Here is a 22,894-nt window from a genome sequence, read left to right as displayed (position 1 = left end):
AGAAACGATCAGGCGAAGTTTTCACAGACCTTGCAGAACCTCGTCGTGACATCCCGCCAACCCCATCCCGATAGGTGAACACAGTTGCTAGGCTCCAGACTCATTGATCTTCAAAGCCAGAAGAGGACGGTTGCAGCCAAGACGACGGCAGAGAGGAAGGTCTTCGCACATCTGTCATAGCGGGTGGCGATGCGGCGCCAGTCCTTCAACCTGCCGAACATGATCTCGATGCGGTTGCGGCGCTTGTAGCGGCGCCTGTCGTAGCGGACGGCCTTTCCGCGGGACTTCCGACCGGGGATGCAGGGGCGTATCCCTTTGTCTTTCAACGCATCCCTGAACCAGTCGGCATCGTAGCCCCGATCGGCGATCAGCCATTCTGCGGCCGGTAAACTGCCCAGCAGAGCCGCCGCGCCGGTGTAGTCGCTGACCTGGCCTGCCGTCATGAAGAACCGCAGCGGGCGCCCCCTCGCGTCCGTGACGGCATGCAGTTTCGTGTTCAGCCCGCCCTTTGTGCGCCCGATCAGACGCCCGCGTTGATCGTCGCCCCCCCCCTTTTTCGCCCGCAGGCTTGAGGCCGTGCGGTGCGCCTTGAGGTAGGTCGCATCGATCATGACGACCTTCTCCTCGCCGCCTTCGGAGGCCAGCCCCTCCATCATCCGGGCGAAGACCCCCATGTCGCCCCACCGCTTCCAGCGATTGTAGAGGGTCTTTGGCGGGCCATACTCCCGCGGCGCATCGCACCAGCGCAACCCGTTGCGATTGATGAAGATTATTCCGCTCAACACGCGCCGATCATCGACCCGCGGCCTGCCATGGCTCTTCGGAAAGAACGGCTTCAACCGCTCCGTCTGCTCGTCGGTCAGCCAGAAAAGGTTGCTCATCATCACCCCCGTAAGTTCGGGAGCTTGAATCACGCAGGCCGGGCAGCCTCAAGCAAATCAATGGGTCCTGACCCTAGGGCGCCGCCCGGCGTGGACCGCCCGCCCAAGGGCGGAGAGAATTGTTTCAGGGCGCTATAAACCGACATGCTTGAAATGGATTCATTATACGCAGGCAAGCGTTTTCCTTATTGACTGCTATGTCCTGAGATTGGCCCAATCGACTTATTTTTTTTGCGTCTCGAACTTGTTCGGTCCGGCAAATGGAGGGAGTGGGCTGAAGGCCACGGCAGGTTCAGGCGCAAAGAGCGTGCCGGCATAAAACGCTCGCAGTTTACATTTTTAGTGATACCTTGTCCTTAACGAATGTGCCTACCCCATTTCTAAGCGTTTATCGATTTTCCAGGAGGTTTACATGTCGTTGACGATCGACGAAAAGCATCGGCTGCTCCAGGACGGAAAGCTCGTGAAGAGAATCATGTCCCCTTATACGGGCGGAAAGCTTCCAAAAAAGCCCGGCATTACCGTAATCCATTTCACCTACGGAGCCTCGGCTGCCTCGAGTGCCAACTAGTTCAGTGATCCCACGAACACCGAAAGGACATCGGCTCATGTCGTTGTCGGTCGGGATGGCGAGCTGATCCAGTGCGTCGATTTCGATACCGTGGCGCATCATGCCGGCAGGTCGTTCTGGCGTGGCGGGACAGGCCTCAATACCTGGTCTTTCGGCGTAGAGTTGGCCAATTGGGGTTATCTCAAGGAGCAGGGGAATGCTTGGGTCAGTTGGACCGGCAGGGTCGTTCCGAACGCCGTTCTGGCTGCGCACAGGAACGGTAATCCTGATAACTTCCAAGGGAATCTCGGGTGGGAGCCCTATCCCGCGATCCAGATCCGGGTCGCAGCCGAAGTGGTGCGGACGATCGCGGACAGATATGGCATTCAGGAGCTTGTCGGCCATGACGACATATCCGTCGGCAGGAAATGGGATCCAGGGCCTGCCTTCGACATGGCCCGCTTCCGCGATCTCGCCACAGGCGACGATTCCGATAACGGATCCGGCCTACTGATTACCTGGACGCCAGGGGACACTCTCAACCTGCGGGCCGGACCCGGCGTGGAATTCGCGACCGACGTCGCCTTGGCCGACGGCACGACGCTGGAGCCGCTGGAGTTCAGGGGCATCTGGGTGCTGGTGAATGTCCTGAAGGACGACATGTCCGCGACCAGGACCGGATGGGTCAATACGCGCCATACCCGGACTGCATGACGCATGAAGCGGCTGGCATCGTGGGAGGAGGGGCAATGGCACAAGAGGACAAGGCGGCGTCACCACCGAATGACGACGGAAATGTTGGAGGCGGGACGCCAAGTCCACCCCCGTCGCCTAGGACACCTGTGAGCGTGAGGGACCGGCTCACGAAAGGGACCCGCATCCTGGGGGGCGTCGCCCTAGTCGCGCTCGCCGCGTGGGCGATCGTGTTCGTGTCCCACCGATACCGCCAGCAGGACCTCGCCGTTGGGGATATGGAGAAGCAATACCACGACATGATCAGGAAATTCGGTATGTCGCCGGTATACCCGCCGCGTGAAGATTTCCGTGTCGGAGATCTCTTTTTCACCGCGTTCAACGAAAAACACGAGGCCATATCGAGGATCTGGATCGGCAACATGAAGGGGTTTGTCGAGCAGGCGGACACCTATGCCGCTTCTTTCAGGGCCAGAAGCAACAATGTCTCTCTCCCGCGCGAGAAGGAGCCCGGCAGGGAAGTCGCTCAAGATCCTGGCAAGGAAGTCGTAAAGGAGAAGTCGCCGGAGCCACATGTCAACCAGTGGCTGGAGAACCTGCCCATCGTGAGCTTCCCTACCATCAGGGGCAGCTCAGCCGGCGCGGCCGCCTTCGGCGGCAACGCCCGAGAAGGCTCGGTCTTTTTGTCGGACAGCCAGGTCAACGAGGTCAGCATCGAATTCCCGAATGTCCGTGCCCACGGCTTTCCGCAGGGCGCCGCAACCGTCGATACATCGTTCAAAAACCAGTTTCTGAATGAATCATGTCCACACATGAAGACCGTCCATTTGCTGCTGGAAAGCGCACTGAGGCAGGTCAACGCAACATGCATCCCGTCAGTCGCCCAAGAAGCCAATACCAAGGCCGATAAGGATCCCGAATTTGATGGCGAGCGGATGAAACTGTATGGCTGTCACCTCGAACTGGTGACACGGGTCTTCCTCACCGACCAGATCATGTTCAGTTACAGCCGCAACAACGGAACGGGAGCCGGAGCGGGTTATGGATTGACGCCGAAAATGCCGACGGTCAGCGCGCCGATATCGACCGTCGATGCGGCCGGAAACCAGGTCCAATCCCCCGGAAAGGCCGATCCCGCCGGATCGCTGGCGGATCTGGGCGACGACAGGTCCGTGACCCGGGCCGGAGCTGCGGCCAGAATTGAGTCGAACAATTCTCTGTCATTCTTCAAGGGTTTCAACCGGGCCATCACGATCGGGTTCGACTCCGTCACCCCTATTTACATGAGTTGGGACGAATGCCTAGCACCCATCAGATGATCATCTCCGCCATTCTGGCGGCTTTCGCCCCGATGGCAGCCGCCCAAGAAGTTGATGGGCCGGTGCCGACCCCCTTGCAAATACTGCTGTGCCCCGAAACCGATCCTCTCTGTGATCCGCTCGACACCGCCGACCCGGGCAAGGGACCTGTTAGCCTTGGAGATGTTGCCGGATCTGGAGCGCCAGAGTTCCAAAGCTTCAGTGGCGGTGGATTCGTCCCAGGCGCCGGCGGAGCGCCGGCGATTACCCAACCGGACTACTTCAAGCAATTCGACGCCGAGAGTGCTGGGAGCGGGCTTCTGCAGGGTCACCCGTTTGGATCGGGCTTCCCATACCTGTCTGGGGGAGGCGCTAACTGAACCTGCGGTCGCATCCAAGAACATGAGTAAGTTCGACAAGTCCGGCCCGGCGGCATCTGTCTGCTTTCCACTCTAAGGACTGTCACCCTTGGATATTAAGGTTTTGCGACAACACTCGCAAGGTCCGCAGCTGACTGGGCTTCTTACTCGCCCGCCAGAGACGTCGACTGGACCTGCACCGATTTTGTTCCGGTCTTTTGAGAGCTATAGTCGCTATCAAGGATAGAGCGGATATGGCAGCAACCGCACGCGGTTCTCCACGCGTTTGGCGGTGCCGCAGTTTAAAAAATCGCAGCTAGCCATCACCGGCCAGAGAGGCGGCAACTGCTTTTTCTCTACGTCCCAGCTTGTGCCAAGCGGCGGGATCCCGGCAGCGATCATGATGATTTACAGCACCGCCTCGGTCTGCGCAGCCACAACGGCGGGGTCGGTGGCGATCACGTCAGGCGAGGTGACGCGGCTGATCTCGCTGCCCTTGACGGTAGAATAAGCCAGCGTCCGCTGCACGGTTGACGTCACAGATCACCACCCAAAAGCATAGAAATTACACCCTTCACCCATATATCTAGTGAGCGATATTAACTAAAGATAGCTTGCAAGGGATATTTCAATTGTATCGCGCATGAGCTATATACATCCACATGGACAGTTTGCCCCCAACCAGCATCCGCAGCCTGCGGCAGGCAGGTGCCGCTCTGCGTGCGCGCCGCAAGGCCTGCGACCTCACGCAAAAACAACTCGCCAAGGCGACAGGAACGGCACAATCAACGATTTCCGACATTGAAACCGGTGTCGTCTCGGTCAGCCTTGATGTCTATCTGCGGTTGCTTGAACCCCTCGGCGGCGAATTGAGCATGACCAGCCGCGCAGCACAAACGGATACGGCCGGGCATGGCACGTAGGCAGCGCGTCCGGCAAGGCGCAAGGCAGGCCAGGACCGGTGTCTGGCATGGGCACATCCTTGTCGGCACGCTGGTCAAGGCAGCGGATGGCGGGATCGGCTTCAGCTATTCCCCGGCGTGGCTGGCAAGCGAAGATGCCTTTCCGGTCGCCAGCGTCCTGCCTTTGGTGCAGGGCGCGCAGCGGGGTGATCTGGTGCTTGCCGCCTTCGACAACCTGTTGCCAGATGCCGAGGGCGAATTGCGCGCGAAGATCACCGAAAGAGTCGCGGCGCCAGACAAGGACGTGTTTTCGCTGCTTTCGGTGCTGGGCCGCGACTGCGTGGGTGCGCTGCAGTTCTTGCCGCAGGGCGAGATACCCGAAGCGCAAGACATGGCCTACCGTGTGATCAGCGCAGCCGAAATGGCGGCCGATCTGCGGGGGCTGGCCATGGCCCCTCTGGCGCAAGGGCCTGACGACGATTTCAGGATCTCGATTGCCGGCGCGCAGGAAAAGACCGCTTACCTCAGGATTGGCGACCGCTGTACAAAGCCGCGCGGGATCACGCCCACCAGTCACATCTTCAAGACACCGATGGGCACTCTTCCGGGGCCGGACCAGATCGACCTCAGTGACAGTGTTGAAAACGAACTGTTTTGCATGACCCTTGCCCAAGAGATTGGTCTGCCTGCGGCCTCGGTCGAACGGATTACCCTGCCCGGCATCAGCGCTCTGGCGGTCGAACGCTTTGACCGGCGCTGGAATGGCGCGGTGCTGACGCGACTGCCGCAAGAGGATCTTTGTCAGGCACTCGGCCATCCATCGACGCAGAAATATCAACGCTCGGGTGGTCCGGGCATTCGCCAAATCATGGAGTTGCTGCGCGAATCCGACGAGCCGATCCTTGATCGCGAGGCATTTCTGCGCGCGCAGATGTTCTTCTACCTGATCGGAGCCTCTGATGGACATGCCAAGAACTTCAGCCTGCATCTTGGTCGCCGAGGGTGTTTCCTCCTGGCACCGCTATATGATGTCCTGAGCATTGCCCCTGTCGTGCAGGCGGGGCGGCTGCAGCGCAAGCGCTATCGCATGGCGATGTCTGTGGATGGTCATTACCGCATCGACGATATCGTCCCGCGCCATTTCGAGAATGAGGCGCGCGCCAGCGGTCTGCCTAAGGGTCGTGCGTTGGTTCTGCTTGCGGAATTAGTGGATCGCCTCGGCCCTGCCCTCGCCCGGGCGCGCGAGGCGGTGCAGGATCAGGTGCCGGATTTTGTGATGGACGCGATTTCGCAGGACGCCATGGCACGTGCCGAGACGGTCAGGGTCTTGCTGGCTGCCGATCCCGGATAGCCGAGGACCGATCATATCACGCGACAGCAGCGCTGAGACGCCGTCCCGTGAACAGCCCTTGAAAGTTCAAACCAGGTGCTGCATGTTCATGGTGACAAGACCTTTTGAGCTGATTTCGCAAGAGGCTCTTATCCATCGATAAATCAGTGGGTTAGCCTTACTCTCACTCCGATCCCTACCGCCGGAGCCGAAATCAAAGAGATTTCAGCTACTTACCAGACCACCTAAGGTGGTCCTTCCGAGCGTCCGGATCGAACGCGCGTCGGATGCGGCAAGGCCGTTCACGTTTCGGGCCGTCTCGTGACCGTGGCAACATGACCATAAAGAACGCCGGCAGTGCGCGAACGCATGCCGGCGGCAGAGATGTCGGTGGCTTTCCCCGATCAGAGCGACAGCGGGAACAGCGGCTTTTCAAATAGCAGCCCATCGGCCACCAGCTCTTCGCGCGTCCTGATCCGCCATTGGGTTTTGGTCTTGCCAATACAATTCCGGCAGCGGCATCCGGTTTGATGCCAGTGTCGGCGGCAGAGGCCGATCCGATTTTCCAACCAGAGTTCGCGACCGCAGCCAGGATGCGCGCAGATCTTACGAATCATGCTCCGCCCTGATCTTTCGACGGAAGCCATTTCCATTCGGTTATTTCGCCCCCGTTCAAGCAATGCGCCACCGTGCAGAGGAGCGACACAAGGGGGCGGGGCGATGACGACGATGGTCCCTGCCTAGATTCTGTTCCAAGCAGGCCACCCTTTACAGCGAAATGCAGAAAAACGGTCTCAAACCGACAGCTCCACAGTTGAACAGGGCAGGAGATCGGCTGGAATAGGTTTTCCGCGACCCAGACCTCAACCCAACCAGTTGACTGCGCGGAGAATCTCGCCCCCGCCTCACCCGCATGACAATCACCAAACAGCATATGCCCACACGCCAAGCCCGCACTGGCGGCGCGAAAAAGCCCCGATCGCCATGGCGCCGGGGCTTTCCCTATCTGGCTTTCCGCCACTTTTCGCAGCTCTCTCAGAACCGATAGATCGTCGCGAATTTGTCGTCGAGGTAATCCAGCAGCGGCAGCTCGCTGATCGGGGCGCCGGTGGCCTGTTCGATCAGCTTGCGGGGCGGATAAAGGCCGCCGTGGCGTTGCATGTTCTCGCGCAGCCACTCGACGGCCGGGGTGGCATCGCCCTGTTCCAGGAACCGGTCCAGATCCGGCACTGCCTCGCGCAGCGCCGCGTTCAGACAGCCGGCATAGACATTCCCCAGGGCATAGGTCGGGAAATAGCCGAACAGGCCCACCGCCCAATGCACATCCTGCAAGACGCCATTGGCCGGGCGATCCACCGCAATGCCGAAATCCTTCAGGAAACGGGCGTTCCACGCCTCGATCAGGTCGTCGGTATCCAGCCTGCCGGCGATCAGGTCGCGTTCCAGATCGAATCGCAACATGACATGCAGGTTGTATTGCACCTCGTCGGCCTCGGTGCGGATATAGCCGGGTGTGACCCGGTTCGCGGTGGCGTAAAAGGCATCCGCATCCGCCACCGACAGCCCGCCAAAGGCATCGGCCATGCGCCGATAGAGCCAGCCGGTAAAGGCGCGGCCGCGGCCGATCTGGTTCTCATAGATGCGGCTCTGGCTTTCATGCGCGCCCATCGAGACCCCGCGCCCCAGCGGCGTAAAGGCATAATCGCTGTCGATCCCCAGCTCATAGCTGGAATGGCCGACCTCGTGGATGGTCGAATAGATGCAGTTGAAGGGATCGGTCTCGACCACGCGCGTGGTGATGCGGCTGTCCTGCCAGCGCCCCGAGCTGAAGGGATGCACGGCCAGATCCATCCGCCCCCGCGTCCAGTCATAGCCGTAGGCCGTGGCGCAGGCACGCGCCAGCCGCAGCTGGGTTTCCTGCGGGAAATGACCGCTCAGCGGCGCGGGCTGGAACTCGGCGCCCAGGACGTTTTCGCGCAGCGCCACCAGACGCGGGCGCATGGCGTCAAAAAGCGCCGCGATCTGGGCCTGCGTCGCGCCCGGCTCGTAATCGTCGAGCAGCGCGTCGTAAAGATCGCCGCCATCGGCCAGCGCCGCCGCCTCTTCGCGTTTCAGCATCAGGATGTCGTTCAGCACCGGCAGGAAATCTGCGGGCGCGTCCTTGGCGCGGGCCTCGGCCCAAATGCCCTGGGCAAGCGAGGTCTGGCGTGCAAGCTCTGTGGCAAGGCGCGCGGGGACGCGGGTCGCGCGCTGGTGATCGCGGGCGATCAGTTCCAGAATGCGCGCATCCTCGGCATCCTCGGGCACGGCCTGATCCAGCCATTCACCGATGCGCGGGTCGGTACGGCGTTCATGCAGCACCGATTCCATCGCCGCCATTTCCTCGGCCCGCTGTTCGGTCGCGCCGCGCGGCATCACCGTTTCCTGGTCCCAGCCCAGGCGCTCTGAAACCGAAGACAGGGCCTCGGTCTGGCGTTGAAAGGCAAAAAGCTCGTCGAAAGCGCTCATCGGACAGTCCCCCGGACCGAGGTTTCATAAGGATAGCGCGCATTGTGGCGCGCCCGCAGGATCAGCGTGAACAAAAGCACCGCCCCCAGCTGATGGGCCAGCGCCAGAGGCAGGGGCGAGGCATGGATGACGTTCATGATCCCCAGCGCGATCTGAACCGCAACCGCCGCCATCATCGCGCCAAACGCGCCGCGTGTCACCGGATGCGGTGAACGGCGCCCGCGCAAAAACACGATCACGGCAAAGACCGCCAGCAGATAGCCCACGGCGCGATGGATGAACTGCACCAGCGCCGGGTTTTCAAAGAAATTGCGCCATCCCAGCGCCGCGTCCCAGATCGCCGCCGGCACCCATTCGCCGCCCATGGTCGGCCAGCCGGTATATTGCCGCCCCGCATCGATCCCGGCGACCAGCGCGCCGATCAGGATCTGCAAAAAGGCCAGATGCATCAGCCCCGTCGTCATCGAGAATAGCTTTGCCTCGCCGGCGCGGCGGGCGCGCATCAGGTCGGCCTCGGAGCGCGAAAGCGCCAGCACATACCACGCGATCAGGCCAAGAATGGCAAAGGCCAGCCCCAGATGCGTGGCCAGCCGATAGGATGCGACACGCACCATGTCGCCCGAAAGCCCCGAATGGACCATCCACCAGCCGATCGCGCCCTGCGCGCCGCCCAGCACCCCAAGACCCAGAAGCCGCGGCACCCAGCCGGTGGGGATGCGTTTCGTCGCCCAGAAAAAGACGAATCCCGCCGCCCAGATCAGCCCGACCAGCCGCCCCAAGAGCCGATGCGACCATTCCCACCAATAGATCTGTTTGAACCCGGCAAGATCCATGTCCGGGTTCACCAGCTGAAATTGCGGGATCAGCTTGTATTTGTCGAATTCGGCCTGCCAGCCGGCGGCATCCATCGGCGGGATCGCCCCGGTCACCGGCTTCCATTCCGTGATCGACAGGCCCGAGCCGGTCAGCCGCGTGGCCCCGCCAAGCGCGATCATCGCCACGACCAGCACGAAAAGCACGATCAGCCAAAGCCGGATCGCGCCGCGCGCGCCCTTGTGTCCGGCGTCGATCATGCCGCCTTGCGGTTGTGCTGGGCGCGGGCCTGTGTCGGTGACTTCCTGAAAGACGGGGCGTCTTGCCATGTCGGTTTCCTTTGCAATCAGGCGCGACCTTGACCTGCATGCGCCCGAAAATCAATCTATGCGCCTGATCCCGGCTCGTCCGGGCTAGTCCCGGCGGATCAGCTGACGCAGCATGCCGTGGAAAATGCGGGTATCGGCCCGGGTCAGCGGCAGACGCGACCACAGGTTGCGCAGGGTAAGCTTCATCGCCGGGGCCTTTTCGGGCGGAAAGAAAAAGCCCGCATCGCCCAGCCGTTCCTCCCAGTGATCGGCGAGTTTCTCGATTTCGATGCGGGTGGCCGGGGCCTCGCCATCGGGGCGGCGGCCATGCGGGGCGGGCTCGGGCGGAAGCGTTTCGCGCGCCCATTCATAGCCGGTCAAAAGCACGGCCTGCGCCAGATTGAGCGAGGGAAAATCCGGGTTCACCGGCACGGTGATGATGGCGTTGGCCCGCGCCACATCGTCGTTTTCCAGCCCGGCGCGTTCGGGGCCGAAGATGACGGCGATGCGCGCGCCCTGCCCCGTGCGCGCGCGTCCGTCGGCCATGGCCGTGGCTGGCGTCAGCACCGGCTTGGTCAGCTCGCGCCCGCGCGCGGTCGTGGCATAGGCATAGTCGATATCGGCCATCGCCTCGGCCAGGGTCGGATAGATGCGGGCGCGGTCCAGCACCTGCCCCGCCGCCCCCGAAGCCATCGCGATGGCGCGCGGATTGGGCCAGCCGTCGCGCGGCGCGACGATGCGCATGTCGGTCAGGCCGAAATTCAGCATGGCGCGGGCGGCCGCGCCGATATTCTCGCCCATCTGCGGGCGTGTCAGAATGATTGCAGGTTCCATGCGCGCGGCCATATCCTTCGCGCGACCTACTGGCAAGGCGGACGGCGCTGCGCTATCTGCTGGTCCAGGACAAGGATGACAGCCCCATGACAGACCAGCCCAATTCGCCGCAACTCTATCTGATCACCCCGGTCGGGGCCGCGGCCTCGACGGTGGGACCGCTTCTGGCCGAGGTGATGGACCGCTTTCCGGTCGCTTGCCTGCGCATTCCCGGCGCCGGCTCCGAGGATGAACTGGGCCGCATCGCCGATCTGGCGCGCGAGATCGCCCATGCCCGCGACGTGGCCGTGGTCATCGACGATCACGTCCAGCTGGCGCTGCGCCATGGGCTCGACGGGGTGCATCTGAAGGACGGCGCCCGCAGCGTGCGCTATGCCCGCAAGGAGCTGGGCAACGACGCCATTGTCGGCGCCTTTTGCGGCGCCTCGCGCCATGACGGGATCAACGCGGCCGAGGCCGGGGCGGATTATGTGAGTTTCGGCCCCTGCGGCGAGACCGCCCTGGGCCATGGCGCCGTGGCCGGGCTTGAGCTGTTTCAGTGGTGGTCCGAGATGATCGAGGTTCCCGTCGTCGCCGAAGGCGCGCTGACGCCGACGCTGATCGGGCATCTGGCCCCGGTCGCCGATTTCATCGCTTTGGGGTCCGAAATCTGGTCCGATCCCGATCCGGTCGAGCGGCTTGCCTATATCTGGCGCTGACCCCGCCATTGGCGCGGTCGCATGGATATTTGAATGAAGAAGAAAAAGCCTGTCCCGCCCGGCGCGACCCGGCGGGCGGGCGGGTCGCGCGGCATCCGCTAGCCCCTTGCGAAGGGGCATGGTGCGGCTTAAAGGCTGCACATGACCCAGCATCAGCGCCTTCTTATCATCGACTTCGGCTCTCAGGTGACGCAGCTGATCGCGCGCCGCCTGCGTGAGCTGAACGTCTATTGCGAAATTCATCCCTATCAGAACGTCACCGATGCGTTCCTGAGGGATTTCGCGCCCCAAGCCATCATTTTCTCGGGCGGTCCCGACAGCGTGACGCGCCCCGGATCCCCCCGGCCCCCAGCCCTGGCCTTTGCCATGGGGGTGCCGATTCTGGGCATCTGCTATGGTCAGCAGGTGATGATGCAGGAATTGGGCGGGCTTGTGGAAAGCGGTCACGGCACCGCCGAATTCGGTCGGGCGTTCGTCACCCCCTCGGATGCCGCACTCCCGCTTTTGGAGGGGTGGTTCGACGAGGGGCGCGAACAGGTCTGGATGAGCCATGGCGATCATGTCAGCCGCATCGCGCCGGGCTTTGAGGTCTATGGCACCTCGCCCGGGGCGCCTTTTGCGATCACCGCCGATCCTTCGCGCAATTTCTATGCCGTGCAGTTCCATCCCGAGGTGCATCACACCCCGCGCGGCGCGAAGCTTTACGAGAATTTCGTGAAGCTGGCGGGCTTTACCGGCGACTGGACCATGGCCAGCTATCGCGACGAGGCGATCCGCAAGATCCGCGAACAGGTCGGCAACAAGCGCGTGATCTGCGGCCTGTCCGGCGGCGTCGACAGCTCGGTCGCGGCGGTGCTGATCCATGAGGCGATCGGCGATCAGCTGACCTGTGTTTTCGTCGATCACGGCCTTCTGCGGCAGAACGAGGCCGAGGAAGTCGTGACCATGTTCCGCGACAATTATAACATCCCGCTGATCCATGCCGACGAGGCCGATCTGTTCATCGGCGCGCTGGAGGGGGTCAGCGACCCCGAGGTCAAGCGCAAGACCATCGGTCGGCTGTTCATCGACGTGTTCCAGAAATACGCCAACCAGATCGAGGGCGCCGAGTTTCTGGCCCAGGGCACGCTTTACCCCGACGTGATCGAAAGCGTCTCGTTCAGCGGCGGCCCCTCGGTCACGATCAAGTCGCACCACAATGTCGGCGGCCTGCCCGAAAAGATGGGGCTGAAGCTGGTCGAGCCGCTGCGCGAGCTTTTCAAGGACGAGGTCCGCGCCCTTGGCCGCGAGCTGGGCCTGCCCGAGAAATTCATCGGGCGTCACCCCTTTCCCGGCCCCGGCCTTGCCATCCGCTGCCCGGGCGAGATCACCCGCGAAAAGCTGGAGATTCTGCGCCGCGCCGATGCCGTCTATATCGACCAGATCCGCAAACACGGTCTTTACGACGAGATCTGGCAGGCCTTCGTCGCGATCCTGCCGGTCAAGACCGTGGGCGTGATGGGCGACGGGCGCACCTATGACTATGCCTGCGCACTGCGCGCCGTAACCTCGGTCGACGGGATGACGGCGGATTACTATCCCTTTACCCACGAATTTCTGGGCGAGACCGCGACCCGGATCATCAATGAGGTCAAGGGCATCAATCGCGTAACCTATGACATCACCTCAAAGCCGCCGGGCACGATCGAGTGGGAATGACCGGTGCCGCGCGCTGAGGCATTGGAAACGGGACAGGGGCAGACCTTGTCCCGTTTTGCATTTCGGATCCGCCGCGCGGATCAGACGCCCACGCCCTTCATCCCCTCTTCGGTATAGCGCGCGCCGACAACCGGCAGGGCGGCCAGCGCGCGCTCAAGCTGGCGCAGCTCATCCGGTGTCAGGCGCAGCTCGGCCGCGGCAAGATTCTCGGCCAGATAGGACAGCCGTTTGGTCCCCGGGATCGGGACGATGTCCGGCCCCTGCGCCAAAAGCCAAGCCAGTGCATATTGGGCGGGCGTCGCGCCGCGCGCCGCCGCAAGGTCTTGGACGACATCGACGATGCGCCGATTGGCCAGCAGCGCCGCGTCCTGAAAGCGCGGCAGCATGTTGCGGAAATCATCCGCCGCAAGTTCGGCCGCGTCCTGAAAGCGCCCGGTCAAAAACCCCCGGCCCAGCGGCGAATATGCGACGAACCCCACGCCCAGATCGCGGCAGGCGGGCAGGATTTCGGTCTCGGCGCCCCGCGACCACAGCGAATATTCGGTCTGGACCGCCGTGACCGGATGCACCGCATGGGCGCGGCGCAGGGTGGGCGCGCTGACTTCGCACAGGCCGACACGGTCGATCTTACCCTCGGCGACCAGTTGCGCGAGCGCCGCCATGGTCTCTTCGATCGGTTGGGCGGGATTGACGCGGTGAATATAGTAAAGATCGATCCGTTCCACCCCCAGACGGCGCAGCGAGGCTTCGCAGGCGGCGCGGATATGGGCGGGGCTGTTGTCGATGCGCCGCGCATATTCGCCCGGCTTGCGCACGATCCCGCATTTGGTGGCGATCTTTACCCGGGCACCGCTTTCGGCCAGAAACCGGCCCAGCAATTCCTCGTTGTGATGGGGGCCATAGATGTCGGCGGTGTCGAGAAAGTCGATGCCGCGCGCCACCGCCTCATGCAGCACCGCCATCGAGCCGGCATCGTCGCGCGGGCCGTAAAATTCGCTCATCCCCATGCAGCCAAGACCAAGCGCCGAAACCTCGAACCCGGCGGCAAGCTTGCGTTGTTCCATGTCGTCATTCCTTTCCAGGCGGATTGCCTGTCGCGCCCCGGCATGCCACTTTCCCATGACGGATCATATCAACGGAAATGGTGACAGGCTTTCCATGATCGGAAAACAGGCCTCGGGGCTGATCTGGGACGATCTGCGGGTGTTTCTGGCGGTGGCGCGGGCCGGCACGCTCAGCGGCGCGGCAGCACAGCTGAATCTGGGGCTGGCCACTGTCTCGCGCCGGATCGAGCGGCTTGAGGGCGATATCGGGCGACCGCTGTTTCTGCGCCAGCAGACCGGCTGCCGGCTGACCGGGGATGGCGCCGCCCTGTGCGAGCGGGCCGAAGAGATCGAGGCCGCGGCGCTGTCGTTGACCGCAAGCCTGCACCAGCCCCCCGAGGTGTCGGGCCATGTGCGTCTGGCGACGGCGGAAAATCTGGCGACCGAGCTGATCCTGCCTGCCCTGCCCCGGCTGACCGAAATCTATCCGCTGTTGCAGCTGGAAATCCTGACCGATATCGCCACGGTGAACCTGCATCGGCATGACGCGGATCTTGCGCTGCGGATGGTGGCGCCCCAACGCGGCAACCTCACGCAGCAGCGTCTGGGCCGGCTGGGCTATGGGCTTTATGGTGCGCCCGCCTATGTCGCGACGCGGCAGGTGGGAAACGACGCTGGCCATCACGACGAGGACCGGTTCATCACATGGTCCGAAACCCGGGGCCATCTGCCCGCCGCCGGCTGGGTGGAGCGGCTGTTGCAAGGCCGGGCGCCGGCGCTGAGGACGACAAGTCTGGCGACGCAGCTGGCCGCCTGCGTGGCCGGGATCGGGCTGGCGGTGCTGCCGCATTTTCTGGCGCGGCCCCGGGGCCTGATCTGCCTGAACGCGGATCTGGGGATCGATCAGAACATCTGGCTGATCATTCAATCCGACCTCGCGCAGTCGCGCCGCGTGCAGGCCGTCGCGGGTTTCTGTCGCATGCTGGTTCAGGAACGGCAGGCGGAACTGGCCGGCTAGGCGGGTCGACCGGGGCGTCCTGCCCGGATCCGGCAAGCCGTGACTGTCCGCGATCCCTTTGCGAAACGGCAGGCCGGGATCCGTGCCGCGAGAGAACAGGTCCCGCGCATGTTTGCGCCTGATCCATGGCCATCGCCTGACCGCCCCGTTAACCTGAAATGACCGGGGTCGCGCGCGGCCCCTTAAGGTGATGGTCATCAGGGACGAGGGAACAATGGCGCTGGAAACTCTGCAATTCGGGCTGGATACCTTTGGCGATGTCAATGCCCGGCCGGATGGTGCGCTGGCGCCTTATGACGAGGTCTTGCGCAACGTGGTCGCCCAGGGGGTGCTGGCCGATCAGGTGGGGATCGACGCATTCGGCATCGGCGAACATCATCGCGACGATTTCGCCGTATCGGCGCCCGAGGTGGTTCTGGCCGCCATCGCCGCGCGCACCGACCGGATCGGGCTGGGCAGCGCGGTCACGGTGCTAAGCTCGGACGATCCGGTGCGGGTCTATGAGCGCTTTGCCACGCTGGACGGGATTTCCAGCGGCCGCGCCGAGATCACGCTGGGGCGCGGATCCTTTACCGAATCCTTTCCGCTCTTCGGCTTCGACCTTTCGGATTACGAGCGCCTGTTCAGCGAAAAGCTCGATCTTTTCGCCGCCCTGCGCCCTGAGGGTCCGGTAAGCTGGCAGGGCACGCACCGCCCGCCCCTTGAGGTGGATGGCATCTATCCGAAATCCATGCGCGGCAGCATCCCGGTCTGGGTCGGGGTTGGCGGATCGCCGGAATCGGTGGTGCGGGCGGCGCGATACGATTTCCCGATGATGCTGGCGATCATTGGCGGCGATCCGGCGCGATTCCGGCCCTATATCGACCTTTACCGCAAGGCGCTGGCCGATCTGGGGCGGCCGCAGCTTCCGGTCGGGGTGCATTCGCCCGGCTTCGTCGCCGATACCGACGAAGCGGCGCGGGAACAGCTTTTCCCGCATTTCAAGCGCGCCCGTGACCGTATCGGGCGGGATCGTGGCTGGGGTCCGGTCAGCAAGGACCAGTTTCTGGACGATATCGCACATGGCGCGATGCATGTCGGATCGCCCGAAACGGTGGCGCGCAAAATCGCCCGGACGGTGCGCAGTCTGGGCGTGGACCGGTTCGATCTGAAATACAGCTATGGCACCATGCCGCATGACCAGCTCATGCATGGGATCGAGCTTTTCGGCACGCGTGTCGTGCCGCTGGTCCGCGAAATGCTGGCCGGCTAAGGGCCAGCGGTTCCGCGATCAGTCCTCGTCGAGCCTGGTGCTGGCGTTTGCCAGCACCTCGACCTCTGGCGGCTGGTGCTTTTCGAACCCCGCCAGCCGGTGCCGCGCCACCGGGATTTCAACCCCGTCGTCAAAGGTGATGATCCGGTTGCGCCCTTCCTTGCGCACCGAACTGATCCCGCGAAACGCCACCCAATGGCTTCGATGAACCTGATAACCCACGCCTTCGGGAATCATTGCGGCCAGTTCCTGAAGCGGAAAGCATTCCAGATAACGGTGGCGTTTGGTGATGATTTCGGTATAGCCGCCCTGCGACGACAGCCTGACAATATCATCGATGGCGATTTTAACCCCACCTATATCAAGGGCATCCGGGGAATTGCCTGTTTTTCTTTCGTTCTGATTATTGGCAGCGGGTTCGGTCCTGTCTTCGATCATGTGCATGATTTCCCAAAACAGCCGCCGTCCGGGCGCCGGGCGCGTCCCCGATGAAATAACCATATCCTCGGCGCGACCATAGCGGATATCGTCCAGGGTCGGCGGCGCGATGGTCAAATAGAATATCGTATTCAGAAACTCGGCCATGAACAAATTCAACATAATGACCGACATCATCCACCCCGCCAATTCCGGATTTGGCAGGCCCATATATGAGCCGATGGATTGGCCGATTGTGGTCGCCCCGATCACCGCAATCAGATTGGCCAGCGGCGCATAGGCGATCAGAGGCCGATGGAACACCCGGCACAACGCCGCCTGGAACAGCAAGGCGGCGACGAACAGGAGGTTCCATATCATGACAGCTGGGAAAAACACGGCCAGCCGGGCCCAGACCGGGGCCTCGGCGACTCGGGGGTGAAAGTTGAGAACAACCAGCAGAACCACTGTGATCGCACGAATGGCAATGCTGTTCCGATGAACTGCCAACCTGACCAATTCGTCTGGCAGAAGCCTGATTTTGTGGCCGGTGACCAGTCGGATTTCCATTTCGTCGGACATTTATTGCTTACCTTGAGGTTGGGGATCTACAGCAGTCGCGGGCACCCGCCCGGTAGCTATTCAACAACCGTGATCCAGATCAATAGGCTCGCCCTGTCGCGCAAAGTCAATGCCGCCCACGGCGTCATTCGCAATGCAATATTCAGGCGATCCATTTCTGTGTCATCAAGGAGTACAAAATGAACGTTAGCGGCGAACCCGGTACGGTAAATGCTCTGTACCTTGGAAATTTCGATTTGAAGCTCGACTCCACCACGAATGTGATGAGTGGGGACGGACGCGCGGAAAATGCGGCGCAATGGGTGGATTCGGTTCAGGGCGTCAATTTCGCTGATGGCGGATCATCGATCCGCGAACTGGATGCCTCCAGCTATGGCACCGACGATATCATCGCGACCAACGATTCCAGCTCAAGCACCTATTACAACAATGACTATTTTACCGACGATACCGGTACGGTGCTGCGCATCGATGCCGCGATCCGGATCGAGGTCACGATCACCTATGATGCCGGCAACGGGCCGATGACCAAGACCGTTCAGGTCGCCGCGCTTCAGATGGATAACGGGGACATGTATCTGTACCCGACCAAAGAGGGAGGCCTGTCGCAGACCTCGCTCGACAATCTGGGGACGATCTCATCGCTGACCGTTAACCGGCTGATCGACAACGATCTTGCCGGGGATGAGCTGATCTATCACAACTCGACCATCGTGGGCACGGTGATCTGTTTCACCACCGGCACCATGATCCAGACCCCTCTGGGCGAGGTTCCCGTCGAACAGCTGTCGGCGGGCGATCTTGTGGTGACGATGGACAGCAACGCCATGCCGATCAAATGGATCGGTTCGCGCCATCTGGACGCCGCGGCCCTGCGCGACAATCCGCATCTGCATCCGATCACCATCCGGGCGGGCGCTCTGGGCGACGGTCTGCCGGCGACCGATCTGACGGTTTCGCCCCAGCACCGGATCCTGGTCCAATCCTCGATCGCGGCGCGCATGTTCGGACAGCGCCAGGTTCTGGTCGCGGCCAAGCATCTGATGTGTCTCGACGGGATCGGACTGTCCGATGATGCCTCTGGGGTCACCTATTGGCATTTCCTGTTCGACAGCCATCAGATCGTCTTTGCGAACAATACCCCGGCGGAAAGCCTGTTCCCGGGCATGATGGCGCTGCAATCGTTGGGCGAGGCCGCGCGGGACGAGATTCTGGAACTTTTCCCCGAGCTCGATCCCGAAACCGGCCGCACCATCGAACCGGCCCGGCAACTCGTGCCCGGACGTCTGGCCCGCAAGCTGGCCGACCGCCATCAGCGCAACGTAAAGCCGATCTACAGCTGAACCGGACCGGGGCGGGCCATCGAACAGGCAGAAGGCCCGCCCGGGGATAGAAAGACGTCATAGCGGCCCCTGTCCCCTGCGGCAGGGGCCGTTCTGTTCCATGCGCTTTCCCGCGATGTACGGGAACCCGAAAGACGCGCATCGGCCCTGTCATCATATTTCGGGTAAGGCGTACCTGCCGGATGGGCGCGCGCGATATGCGGCGCGTCGGAATGGGCGCTGCGGGCATTCCGATCCCTGCCCCATCACCGGACAATCGGCATGCGTCACGACCCAAAGGCAGCACAGCACAGACAAGATCCCGGCATCAGCCCGGAACTTTTTCTGCTAACATCATCTCAGGTGATTTTGGCTGGGGCGGTAGGATTCGAACCTACGGTACACGGTACCAAAAACCGATGCCTTACCACTTGGCCACGCCCCAACTGTGGAGGCGTATCTATCCAAGCTGTCTGGCGGGTGCAAGGGCAAAACCGGCATTTTTTTCGCAGCTTTGCCATCTTGCGAGGTGCTGCGGCGCGCATGGCCCGCGCCCGCCGCAAACCCTGTGCGAAAGGCCCCGCCGGCCGCCCGGATCGCCCCGGAAAATCCGAATCGCGCGCCAGATTTCATCCTTTGGCAATGGCTTGGCGCGGTGCTCCGGCCGAACCTTCCCGTGTCGATTCGGCATCAGTTCGCCCCGGGCCGCAGCCCGGAACCTGTGTATTTGGTCAGGTCGGCCAATGTTGTTTTGACAACGGGCTGACAGAGCGGCACCAAATGGATACAGGCAATAATCCGCCGTTCCCGGCCCGTAATCGTCATTTCATTTGACTCGCAGTGGCCGACATGGGCGCAGAGTGCGCCGGGCCGGCGACCTGGTATCGTAGTGAAGGATATTGTTATGACATGCGCCTGCGGCTCGATTCACAAACATTCCGCACCGGTCGTACATGGTGGCGATGAAATCGCGCTCGGTAACCCGCTTTTGGCGTTGAACGGGCGGCTGATCTGCAAGGATGTGGCCCAGATGCTGCTGGCGGTGGATCTGTTGTCGGAACATGCGGCGCTGACACGGGCAGAGCCGGGCAATCTGCGTTTCGATGTGGTGCAAGGCGACGATCCGCTGATCTTTGAGTTGCGCGAGCTTTACACCGGCAAACAGGCCTTTCAGGCCCATCGCGCGCGCCTTTACGACAGCCGCTGGGGCCGCGAAAGCCATGGCATCGCCCGCGAATTCACCCGCGAACAGGTGCTGCCGCGCATCCGCGCCGAGATGCGCCACGATCACGAGGCGATCGCCGAACTGCTGACCATGGCATTTGACGGCCCAGACGAGGCGCGGCTGGTCGATATGCTGCGCCGGGACGGGCATCTGGCATTGTCTCTGGTGGCCGAGGCCGCCGGCACCATCCTTGGCCATGTCGCACTGTCGCCCATTGCTGCGGATTTCCCGGCGCTGGCGCTGGCGCCGGTCGCGGTCCATCCCGCGATGCAGGGGCGCGGCATCGGGTCGGCCCTGATCCGCGCCGCGCAACAGGCATTCGCCGATCACGCCATCGTCGTGCTGGGCGATCCCGAATATTACGGGCGCTTTGGCTTTGCGCCGGCCGATCTGGCCTCGCCCTATGCCGGTCCCTATCTGCTGGCCACCGGCTGCGCGGGGCTGCCCTCGGGCAGCCGCGTCGCCCATGCGCCGGCTTTTTCGATGCTTTAGCTGTCGGGTGCCGCTGCCTCGTCGGCGGCGGCGGCGCGCGCGGAAACCGCACGCGGAAGCCGCAGGCGCACGCGCTTGACCCGGCGCGGATCGGCCTCGACGATCTCGAACTCGGTGCCGCTTTCATGCGGGATCACCTCGCCGCGCACCGGCACCCGGCCGGTCAGCATGAAGATCAGCCCGCCCAGCGTGTCGATATCCTCTTCGTCCTCGTCCGTGGTCAGGCGCAGGCCGGTTTCGGCCTCGACATCCTCAAGCGGCGCGCGCGCCTGAATGAGCCATTGCCCCGGCTTTTCCTGTACCCAGAGACCGCCTTCGATCTCGTCATGCTCGTCCTCGATCTCGCCGATGACCTGTTCGATCAGGTCCTCGATGGTGACGAGCCCGTCAACGCCGCCATATTCGTCGATCACCAATGCCATATGGATGCGCTTTTGCTGCATCTGCTGCAAAAGCACCCCGATCGGCATCGAAGGCGGCACATAAAGCAGCGGCCGCAGCATCGGGCGCAGGTTGAACTTGACCGGGGTCTTGGCGCCAAAGCCGTATTTCAGCGCCAGATCCTTGAGATGGATCAGGCCAAGCGGGCTGTCCAGCGTGCCGCGAAAGACCGGGATGCGGGAAAAGCCATGCTCGCCGAACATCTCGACCAGTTCGGCCAATGTCGCGGTGATCGGGGCCGCGACGATTTCGGCCTTTGGGATGGCCACGTCATCGACGCGCATCCGACGCAGGTTGACCATGCCGGGCACGGCCGTGGCGGGCAGGCTTGCGCCCTTGTCATCCGCATCGGCAGGCGGCGGCTCGGTCTCGCCGCCGCTGAAAGCGCCCAGAATGCGCCCCAGAAAGCCGCGCGATTGCGGCAGGTCACGCCCATCCCCGCCAATGCCATCCGCCCATGAGGCAGGGTCTGCGGAAACGGACGTGTCGGGACTTCGATCGTTACTCATGTTTCATGTTCCAGATAGGGGTCCGGGATGCCCAGCCGCGACAGGATCGCACGCTCGCCATCCTCCATGGTCTTGGCATCCAGATCGTCGATATGATCGTAACCCGCCAGATGCAAAATCGCATGCACCAAAAGATGCGTGGTGTGATCGGCAAAGGGCTTTCCCTGGGCCGTCGCCTCGCGCTGGCAGGTGTCATAGGAAATGGCGACATCGCCCAGCTCTTCGATCTCGGGCAGATCGGGATGGCTGCCGGGTTCGCGGGGGCCGAATTCGATGGCCGGCCAGCTCAGCACATTGGTCGGCTTGCGCTTGCCGCGAAACTCGGCGTTCAGGGCGGCGATGCGGGCATCGTCGCAGCCCAGCACGACCACCTGAAACTCGCCCAGTTCAAGCCAGTCGCCAACGGCGCGCGCCGCCCGCTCGGCCATCGCCGGCAGGCCCGCATCCTCCCATCGGTCATCCTCAAGCACGATATCGACAAGATCGAGCGGCGGGCGCGGATTCTCTTCGACCAGATCATCCATCGCTTGGCCCCCCGCTGGCCAGGCGAGGTTCGCGCCGGGGAATGCGCTGGCCGCGTTCGTCAAGCGGCTCGCCCCGTGCCAGCGCCGCCTCGGCCTCGGCGTCATAGGCTTCGATGATGCGCGCGACCAGCGGGTGGCGCACGACATCCTTGGCGGTGAAATAGCTGAAACTGATGCCCTTGACGTCCTTGAGGATCTTTTCGGCATCGGTCAGGCCGGAATGCACCCCGCGCGGCAGGTCGATCTGGGTGCGGTCGCCGGTGATGACCATGCGCGACCCCTCGCCCAGACGGGTCAGGAACATCTTCATCTGCATGGTGGTGGCGTTCTGCGCCTCGTCCAGCACGACAAAGGCATTGGCCAGCGTGCGCCCGCGCATGAAGGCCAAAGGCGCGATCTCGATGCGCTTTTCCTCCATCAGCTTGGCGAGCTGCTTGCCGGGCAGAAAATCGTTCAGCGCGTCGTAAAGCGGCTGCATATAGGGGTCGACCTTTTCCTTCATGTCGCCGGGCAGAAAGCCCAGACGCTCGCCCGCCTCGACGGCGGGGCGCGACAGGATGATCTTGTCGACATGGCCGCCGATCAGCATGGTGACGCCGACCGCGACCGCCAGATAGGTCTTGCCGGTGCCCGCAGGCCCGATGCCAAAGGCCAGCTCATTGCCGAACAGCGCCCGGACATAGTCCTTTTGCGCATCGGTGCGCGGCTCGACGGTCTTTTTGCGGGTGCGCAGCTCGATCGGGCCGGTCTGGAACATTTCCAGCTGTTCATGCGGGCTTGGCCCCTCGGTCACCTGTTCGACGCCCATGCGCAGCGCGGCCTCGACCTCGGCCATCTCGACGGGGCGGCCCTGTTCAAGGCGGGCGTAAAGCGCGTTCAGAACCTGCGCCGCCTCGGCCTGGGCCTCAGCGGGACCCACCACCGAAAGCAGGTTGCCGCGTCGCAATACATGGACCTGAAGCGCCTCTTCGATGCGGGCCAGATGCCGGTCATGCGGACCGCAAAGGTCGATCAGCAGCCTGTTGTCGGGAAATTCCAGCAGGGTTTCGCCGGGTGTCGTCGTCGCGGGGGTGGTCGGGGTCAGACCCAAATTCGTCTCCGGGGATCGGGTTCGCAGTAACCCATGGTTGCAACTGCGCGGGATTCGCACAAGGGGGCCACGGCCGCTATCTGCATTCGCGGGGGAAATGGGCGAAA

Annotated in this window: 21 protein-coding genes, 1 tRNA gene and 1 pseudogene; 11 read left to right on the top strand and 12 right to left on the bottom strand. The window is 62.8% G+C overall.

What is annotated here, in order from left to right; all coding sequences use genetic code 11:
• Positions 1–110: 110 nt before the first annotated feature.
• Positions 111–881, bottom strand: a complete 771-nt coding sequence (locus ACFOMH_RS16515) for an IS5 family transposase (protein WP_377745887.1) — start codon at positions 879–881, stop codon at positions 111–113.
• A 634-nt stretch (positions 882–1,515) separates the two neighbouring features.
• On the opposite strand from ACFOMH_RS16515, the pseudogene ACFOMH_RS16510 reads away from it, so the two are divergent.
• The 3 genes and pseudogenes from ACFOMH_RS16510 to ACFOMH_RS16500 all read left to right on the top strand — a co-directional run.
• Positions 1,516–1,815: pseudogene (locus ACFOMH_RS16510) on the top strand (N-acetylmuramoyl-L-alanine amidase); the annotation flags it as partial.
• A 69-nt stretch (positions 1,816–1,884) separates the two neighbouring features.
• A complete protein-coding gene (locus ACFOMH_RS16505; RefSeq protein WP_377745863.1) occupies positions 1,885–2,145 on the top strand; it encodes a hypothetical protein in 261 nt (86 codons plus the stop codon).
• A gap of 128 nt (positions 2,146–2,273) precedes the next feature.
• Positions 2,274–3,443 carry a hypothetical protein gene (locus ACFOMH_RS16500; RefSeq protein ID WP_377745861.1) on the top strand — a complete coding sequence of 390 codons (1,170 nt, stop codon included), beginning with the start codon at positions 2,274–2,276 and terminating at the stop codon, positions 3,441–3,443.
• Between the two features lie 746 nt (positions 3,444–4,189).
• Here ACFOMH_RS16500 and ACFOMH_RS16495 read toward each other — a convergent pair.
• The gene (locus ACFOMH_RS16495) at positions 4,190–4,321 is read right to left on the bottom strand and encodes a hypothetical protein (RefSeq protein WP_377745859.1); all 132 of its coding nucleotides are present in this window, start codon (positions 4,319–4,321) and stop codon (positions 4,190–4,192) included.
• A gap of 122 nt (positions 4,322–4,443) precedes the next feature.
• Here ACFOMH_RS16495 and ACFOMH_RS16490 point away from each other — a divergent pair, with 122 nt between their 5' ends.
• The gene (locus ACFOMH_RS16490) at positions 4,444–4,704 is read left to right on the top strand and encodes a helix-turn-helix domain-containing protein (RefSeq protein WP_377745857.1); all 261 of its coding nucleotides are present in this window, start codon (positions 4,444–4,446) and stop codon (positions 4,702–4,704) included.
• Positions 4,694–6,034: a HipA domain-containing protein gene (locus ACFOMH_RS16485; protein ID WP_377745855.1), complete on the top strand. Its 1,341-nt coding sequence runs from the start codon at positions 4,694–4,696 to the stop codon at positions 6,032–6,034. Before ACFOMH_RS16490 ends, ACFOMH_RS16485 begins: the two co-directional genes overlap by 11 nt.
• 383 nt (positions 6,035–6,417) lie before the next feature.
• Here ACFOMH_RS16485 and ACFOMH_RS16480 read toward each other — a convergent pair whose 3' ends face one another.
• The 4 genes from ACFOMH_RS16480 to ACFOMH_RS16465 all read right to left on the bottom strand — a co-directional run bounded on the left by ACFOMH_RS16480 (position 6,418) and on the right by ACFOMH_RS16465 (position 10,488).
• Complete coding sequence (locus ACFOMH_RS16480) at positions 6,418–6,630, bottom strand: hypothetical protein (protein ID WP_377745853.1); 213 nt, start codon at positions 6,628–6,630, stop codon at positions 6,418–6,420.
• Between the two features lie 418 nt (positions 6,631–7,048).
• On the bottom strand, positions 7,049–8,521 hold the full coding sequence (locus ACFOMH_RS16475; RefSeq protein WP_377745851.1) for a carboxypeptidase M32: 1,473 nt from the start codon (positions 8,519–8,521) through the stop codon (positions 7,049–7,051).
• Positions 8,518–9,663, bottom strand: a complete 1,146-nt coding sequence (gene ctaA, locus ACFOMH_RS16470; RefSeq protein ID WP_377745849.1) for a heme A synthase — start codon at positions 9,661–9,663, stop codon at positions 8,518–8,520. The genes ACFOMH_RS16475 and ctaA overlap by 4 nt, the downstream gene beginning before the upstream one ends.
• 84 nt (positions 9,664–9,747) lie before the next feature.
• Positions 9,748–10,488 carry an RNA methyltransferase gene (locus ACFOMH_RS16465; RefSeq protein ID WP_377745847.1) on the bottom strand — a complete coding sequence of 247 codons (741 nt, stop codon included), beginning with the start codon at positions 10,486–10,488 and terminating at the stop codon, positions 9,748–9,750.
• A 74-nt stretch (positions 10,489–10,562) separates the two neighbouring features.
• Between ACFOMH_RS16465 and ACFOMH_RS16460 the strand changes: the two genes are divergently transcribed.
• Positions 10,563–11,174, top strand: coding sequence for a thiamine phosphate synthase (locus ACFOMH_RS16460; RefSeq protein ID WP_377745845.1), 612 nt, complete (start codon positions 10,563–10,565; stop codon positions 11,172–11,174).
• 141 nt (positions 11,175–11,315) lie between these two features.
• On the top strand, positions 11,316–12,872 hold the full coding sequence (gene guaA / locus ACFOMH_RS16455) for a glutamine-hydrolyzing GMP synthase (protein WP_377745843.1): 1,557 nt from the start codon (positions 11,316–11,318) through the stop codon (positions 12,870–12,872).
• Between the two features lie 80 nt (positions 12,873–12,952).
• Here the strand turns inward: guaA and ACFOMH_RS16450 are convergent, their stop codons facing one another.
• Complete coding sequence (locus ACFOMH_RS16450) at positions 12,953–13,936, bottom strand: aldo/keto reductase (RefSeq protein ID WP_377745841.1); 984 nt, start codon at positions 13,934–13,936, stop codon at positions 12,953–12,955.
• 94 nt (positions 13,937–14,030) lie between these two features.
• On the opposite strand from ACFOMH_RS16450, the gene ACFOMH_RS16445 reads away from it, so the two are divergent.
• Together ACFOMH_RS16445 and ACFOMH_RS16440 are read left to right on the top strand one after the other, a co-directional pair.
• A complete protein-coding gene (locus tag ACFOMH_RS16445; protein ID WP_374422215.1) occupies positions 14,031–14,933 on the top strand; it encodes a LysR family transcriptional regulator in 903 nt (300 codons plus the stop codon).
• A gap of 214 nt (positions 14,934–15,147) precedes the next feature.
• Positions 15,148–16,185 carry an LLM class flavin-dependent oxidoreductase gene (locus ACFOMH_RS16440; RefSeq protein ID WP_377745839.1) on the top strand — a complete coding sequence of 346 codons (1,038 nt, stop codon included), beginning with the start codon at positions 15,148–15,150 and terminating at the stop codon, positions 16,183–16,185.
• 18 nt (positions 16,186–16,203) lie between these two features.
• Here ACFOMH_RS16440 and ACFOMH_RS16435 read toward each other — a convergent pair whose 3' ends face one another.
• The gene (locus ACFOMH_RS16435) at positions 16,204–17,184 is read right to left on the bottom strand and encodes a LytTR family DNA-binding domain-containing protein (RefSeq protein WP_377745837.1); all 981 of its coding nucleotides are present in this window, start codon (positions 17,182–17,184) and stop codon (positions 16,204–16,206) included.
• 263 nt (positions 17,185–17,447) lie between these two features.
• Between ACFOMH_RS16435 and ACFOMH_RS16430 the strand changes: the two genes are divergently transcribed.
• Positions 17,448–18,527: a Hint domain-containing protein gene (locus tag ACFOMH_RS16430; protein ID WP_377745835.1), complete on the top strand. Its 1,080-nt coding sequence runs from the start codon at positions 17,448–17,450 to the stop codon at positions 18,525–18,527.
• 349 nt (positions 18,528–18,876) lie between these two features.
• Here the strand turns inward: ACFOMH_RS16430 and ACFOMH_RS16425 are convergent.
• Positions 18,877–18,951 (bottom strand) — tRNA-Gln (locus tag ACFOMH_RS16425).
• Positions 18,952–19,410: 459 nt separating this feature from the next.
• On the opposite strand from ACFOMH_RS16425, the gene ACFOMH_RS16420 reads away from it, so the two are divergent.
• Positions 19,411–20,223: a GNAT family N-acetyltransferase gene (locus ACFOMH_RS16420; RefSeq protein WP_377745833.1), complete on the top strand. Its 813-nt coding sequence runs from the start codon at positions 19,411–19,413 to the stop codon at positions 20,221–20,223.
• Here ACFOMH_RS16420 and ACFOMH_RS16415 read toward each other — a convergent pair.
• From ACFOMH_RS16415 to ACFOMH_RS16405, 3 genes are read right to left on the bottom strand one after another with little or no spacing between them, the layout of a single operon-like run.
• Entirely contained in the window at positions 20,220–21,173 is a 954-nt protein-coding gene (locus ACFOMH_RS16415) for a transporter associated domain-containing protein (RefSeq protein WP_374422207.1), read from the bottom strand. The genes ACFOMH_RS16420 and ACFOMH_RS16415 overlap by 4 nt on opposite strands.
• Positions 21,170–21,697, bottom strand: a complete 528-nt coding sequence (gene ybeY, locus ACFOMH_RS16410) for an rRNA maturation RNase YbeY (protein ID WP_374422205.1) — start codon at positions 21,695–21,697, stop codon at positions 21,170–21,172. Before ybeY ends, ACFOMH_RS16415 begins: the two co-directional genes overlap by 4 nt.
• A complete protein-coding gene (locus ACFOMH_RS16405; RefSeq protein WP_374422203.1) occupies positions 21,690–22,787 on the bottom strand; it encodes a PhoH family protein in 1,098 nt (365 codons plus the stop codon). The genes ybeY and ACFOMH_RS16405 overlap by 8 nt, the downstream gene beginning before the upstream one ends.
• Positions 22,788–22,894: the final 107 nt, after the last annotated feature.

Origin of the sequence: Paracoccus mangrovi, assembly GCF_042648425.1 — a bacterium.
GTDB classification, from domain to species: Bacteria; Pseudomonadota; Alphaproteobacteria; order Rhodobacterales; family Rhodobacteraceae; genus Paracoccus; species Paracoccus mangrovi.
Note: the sequence above shows the minus strand (reverse complement) of the source record. Positions and strands in the feature narration are given on the sequence as shown.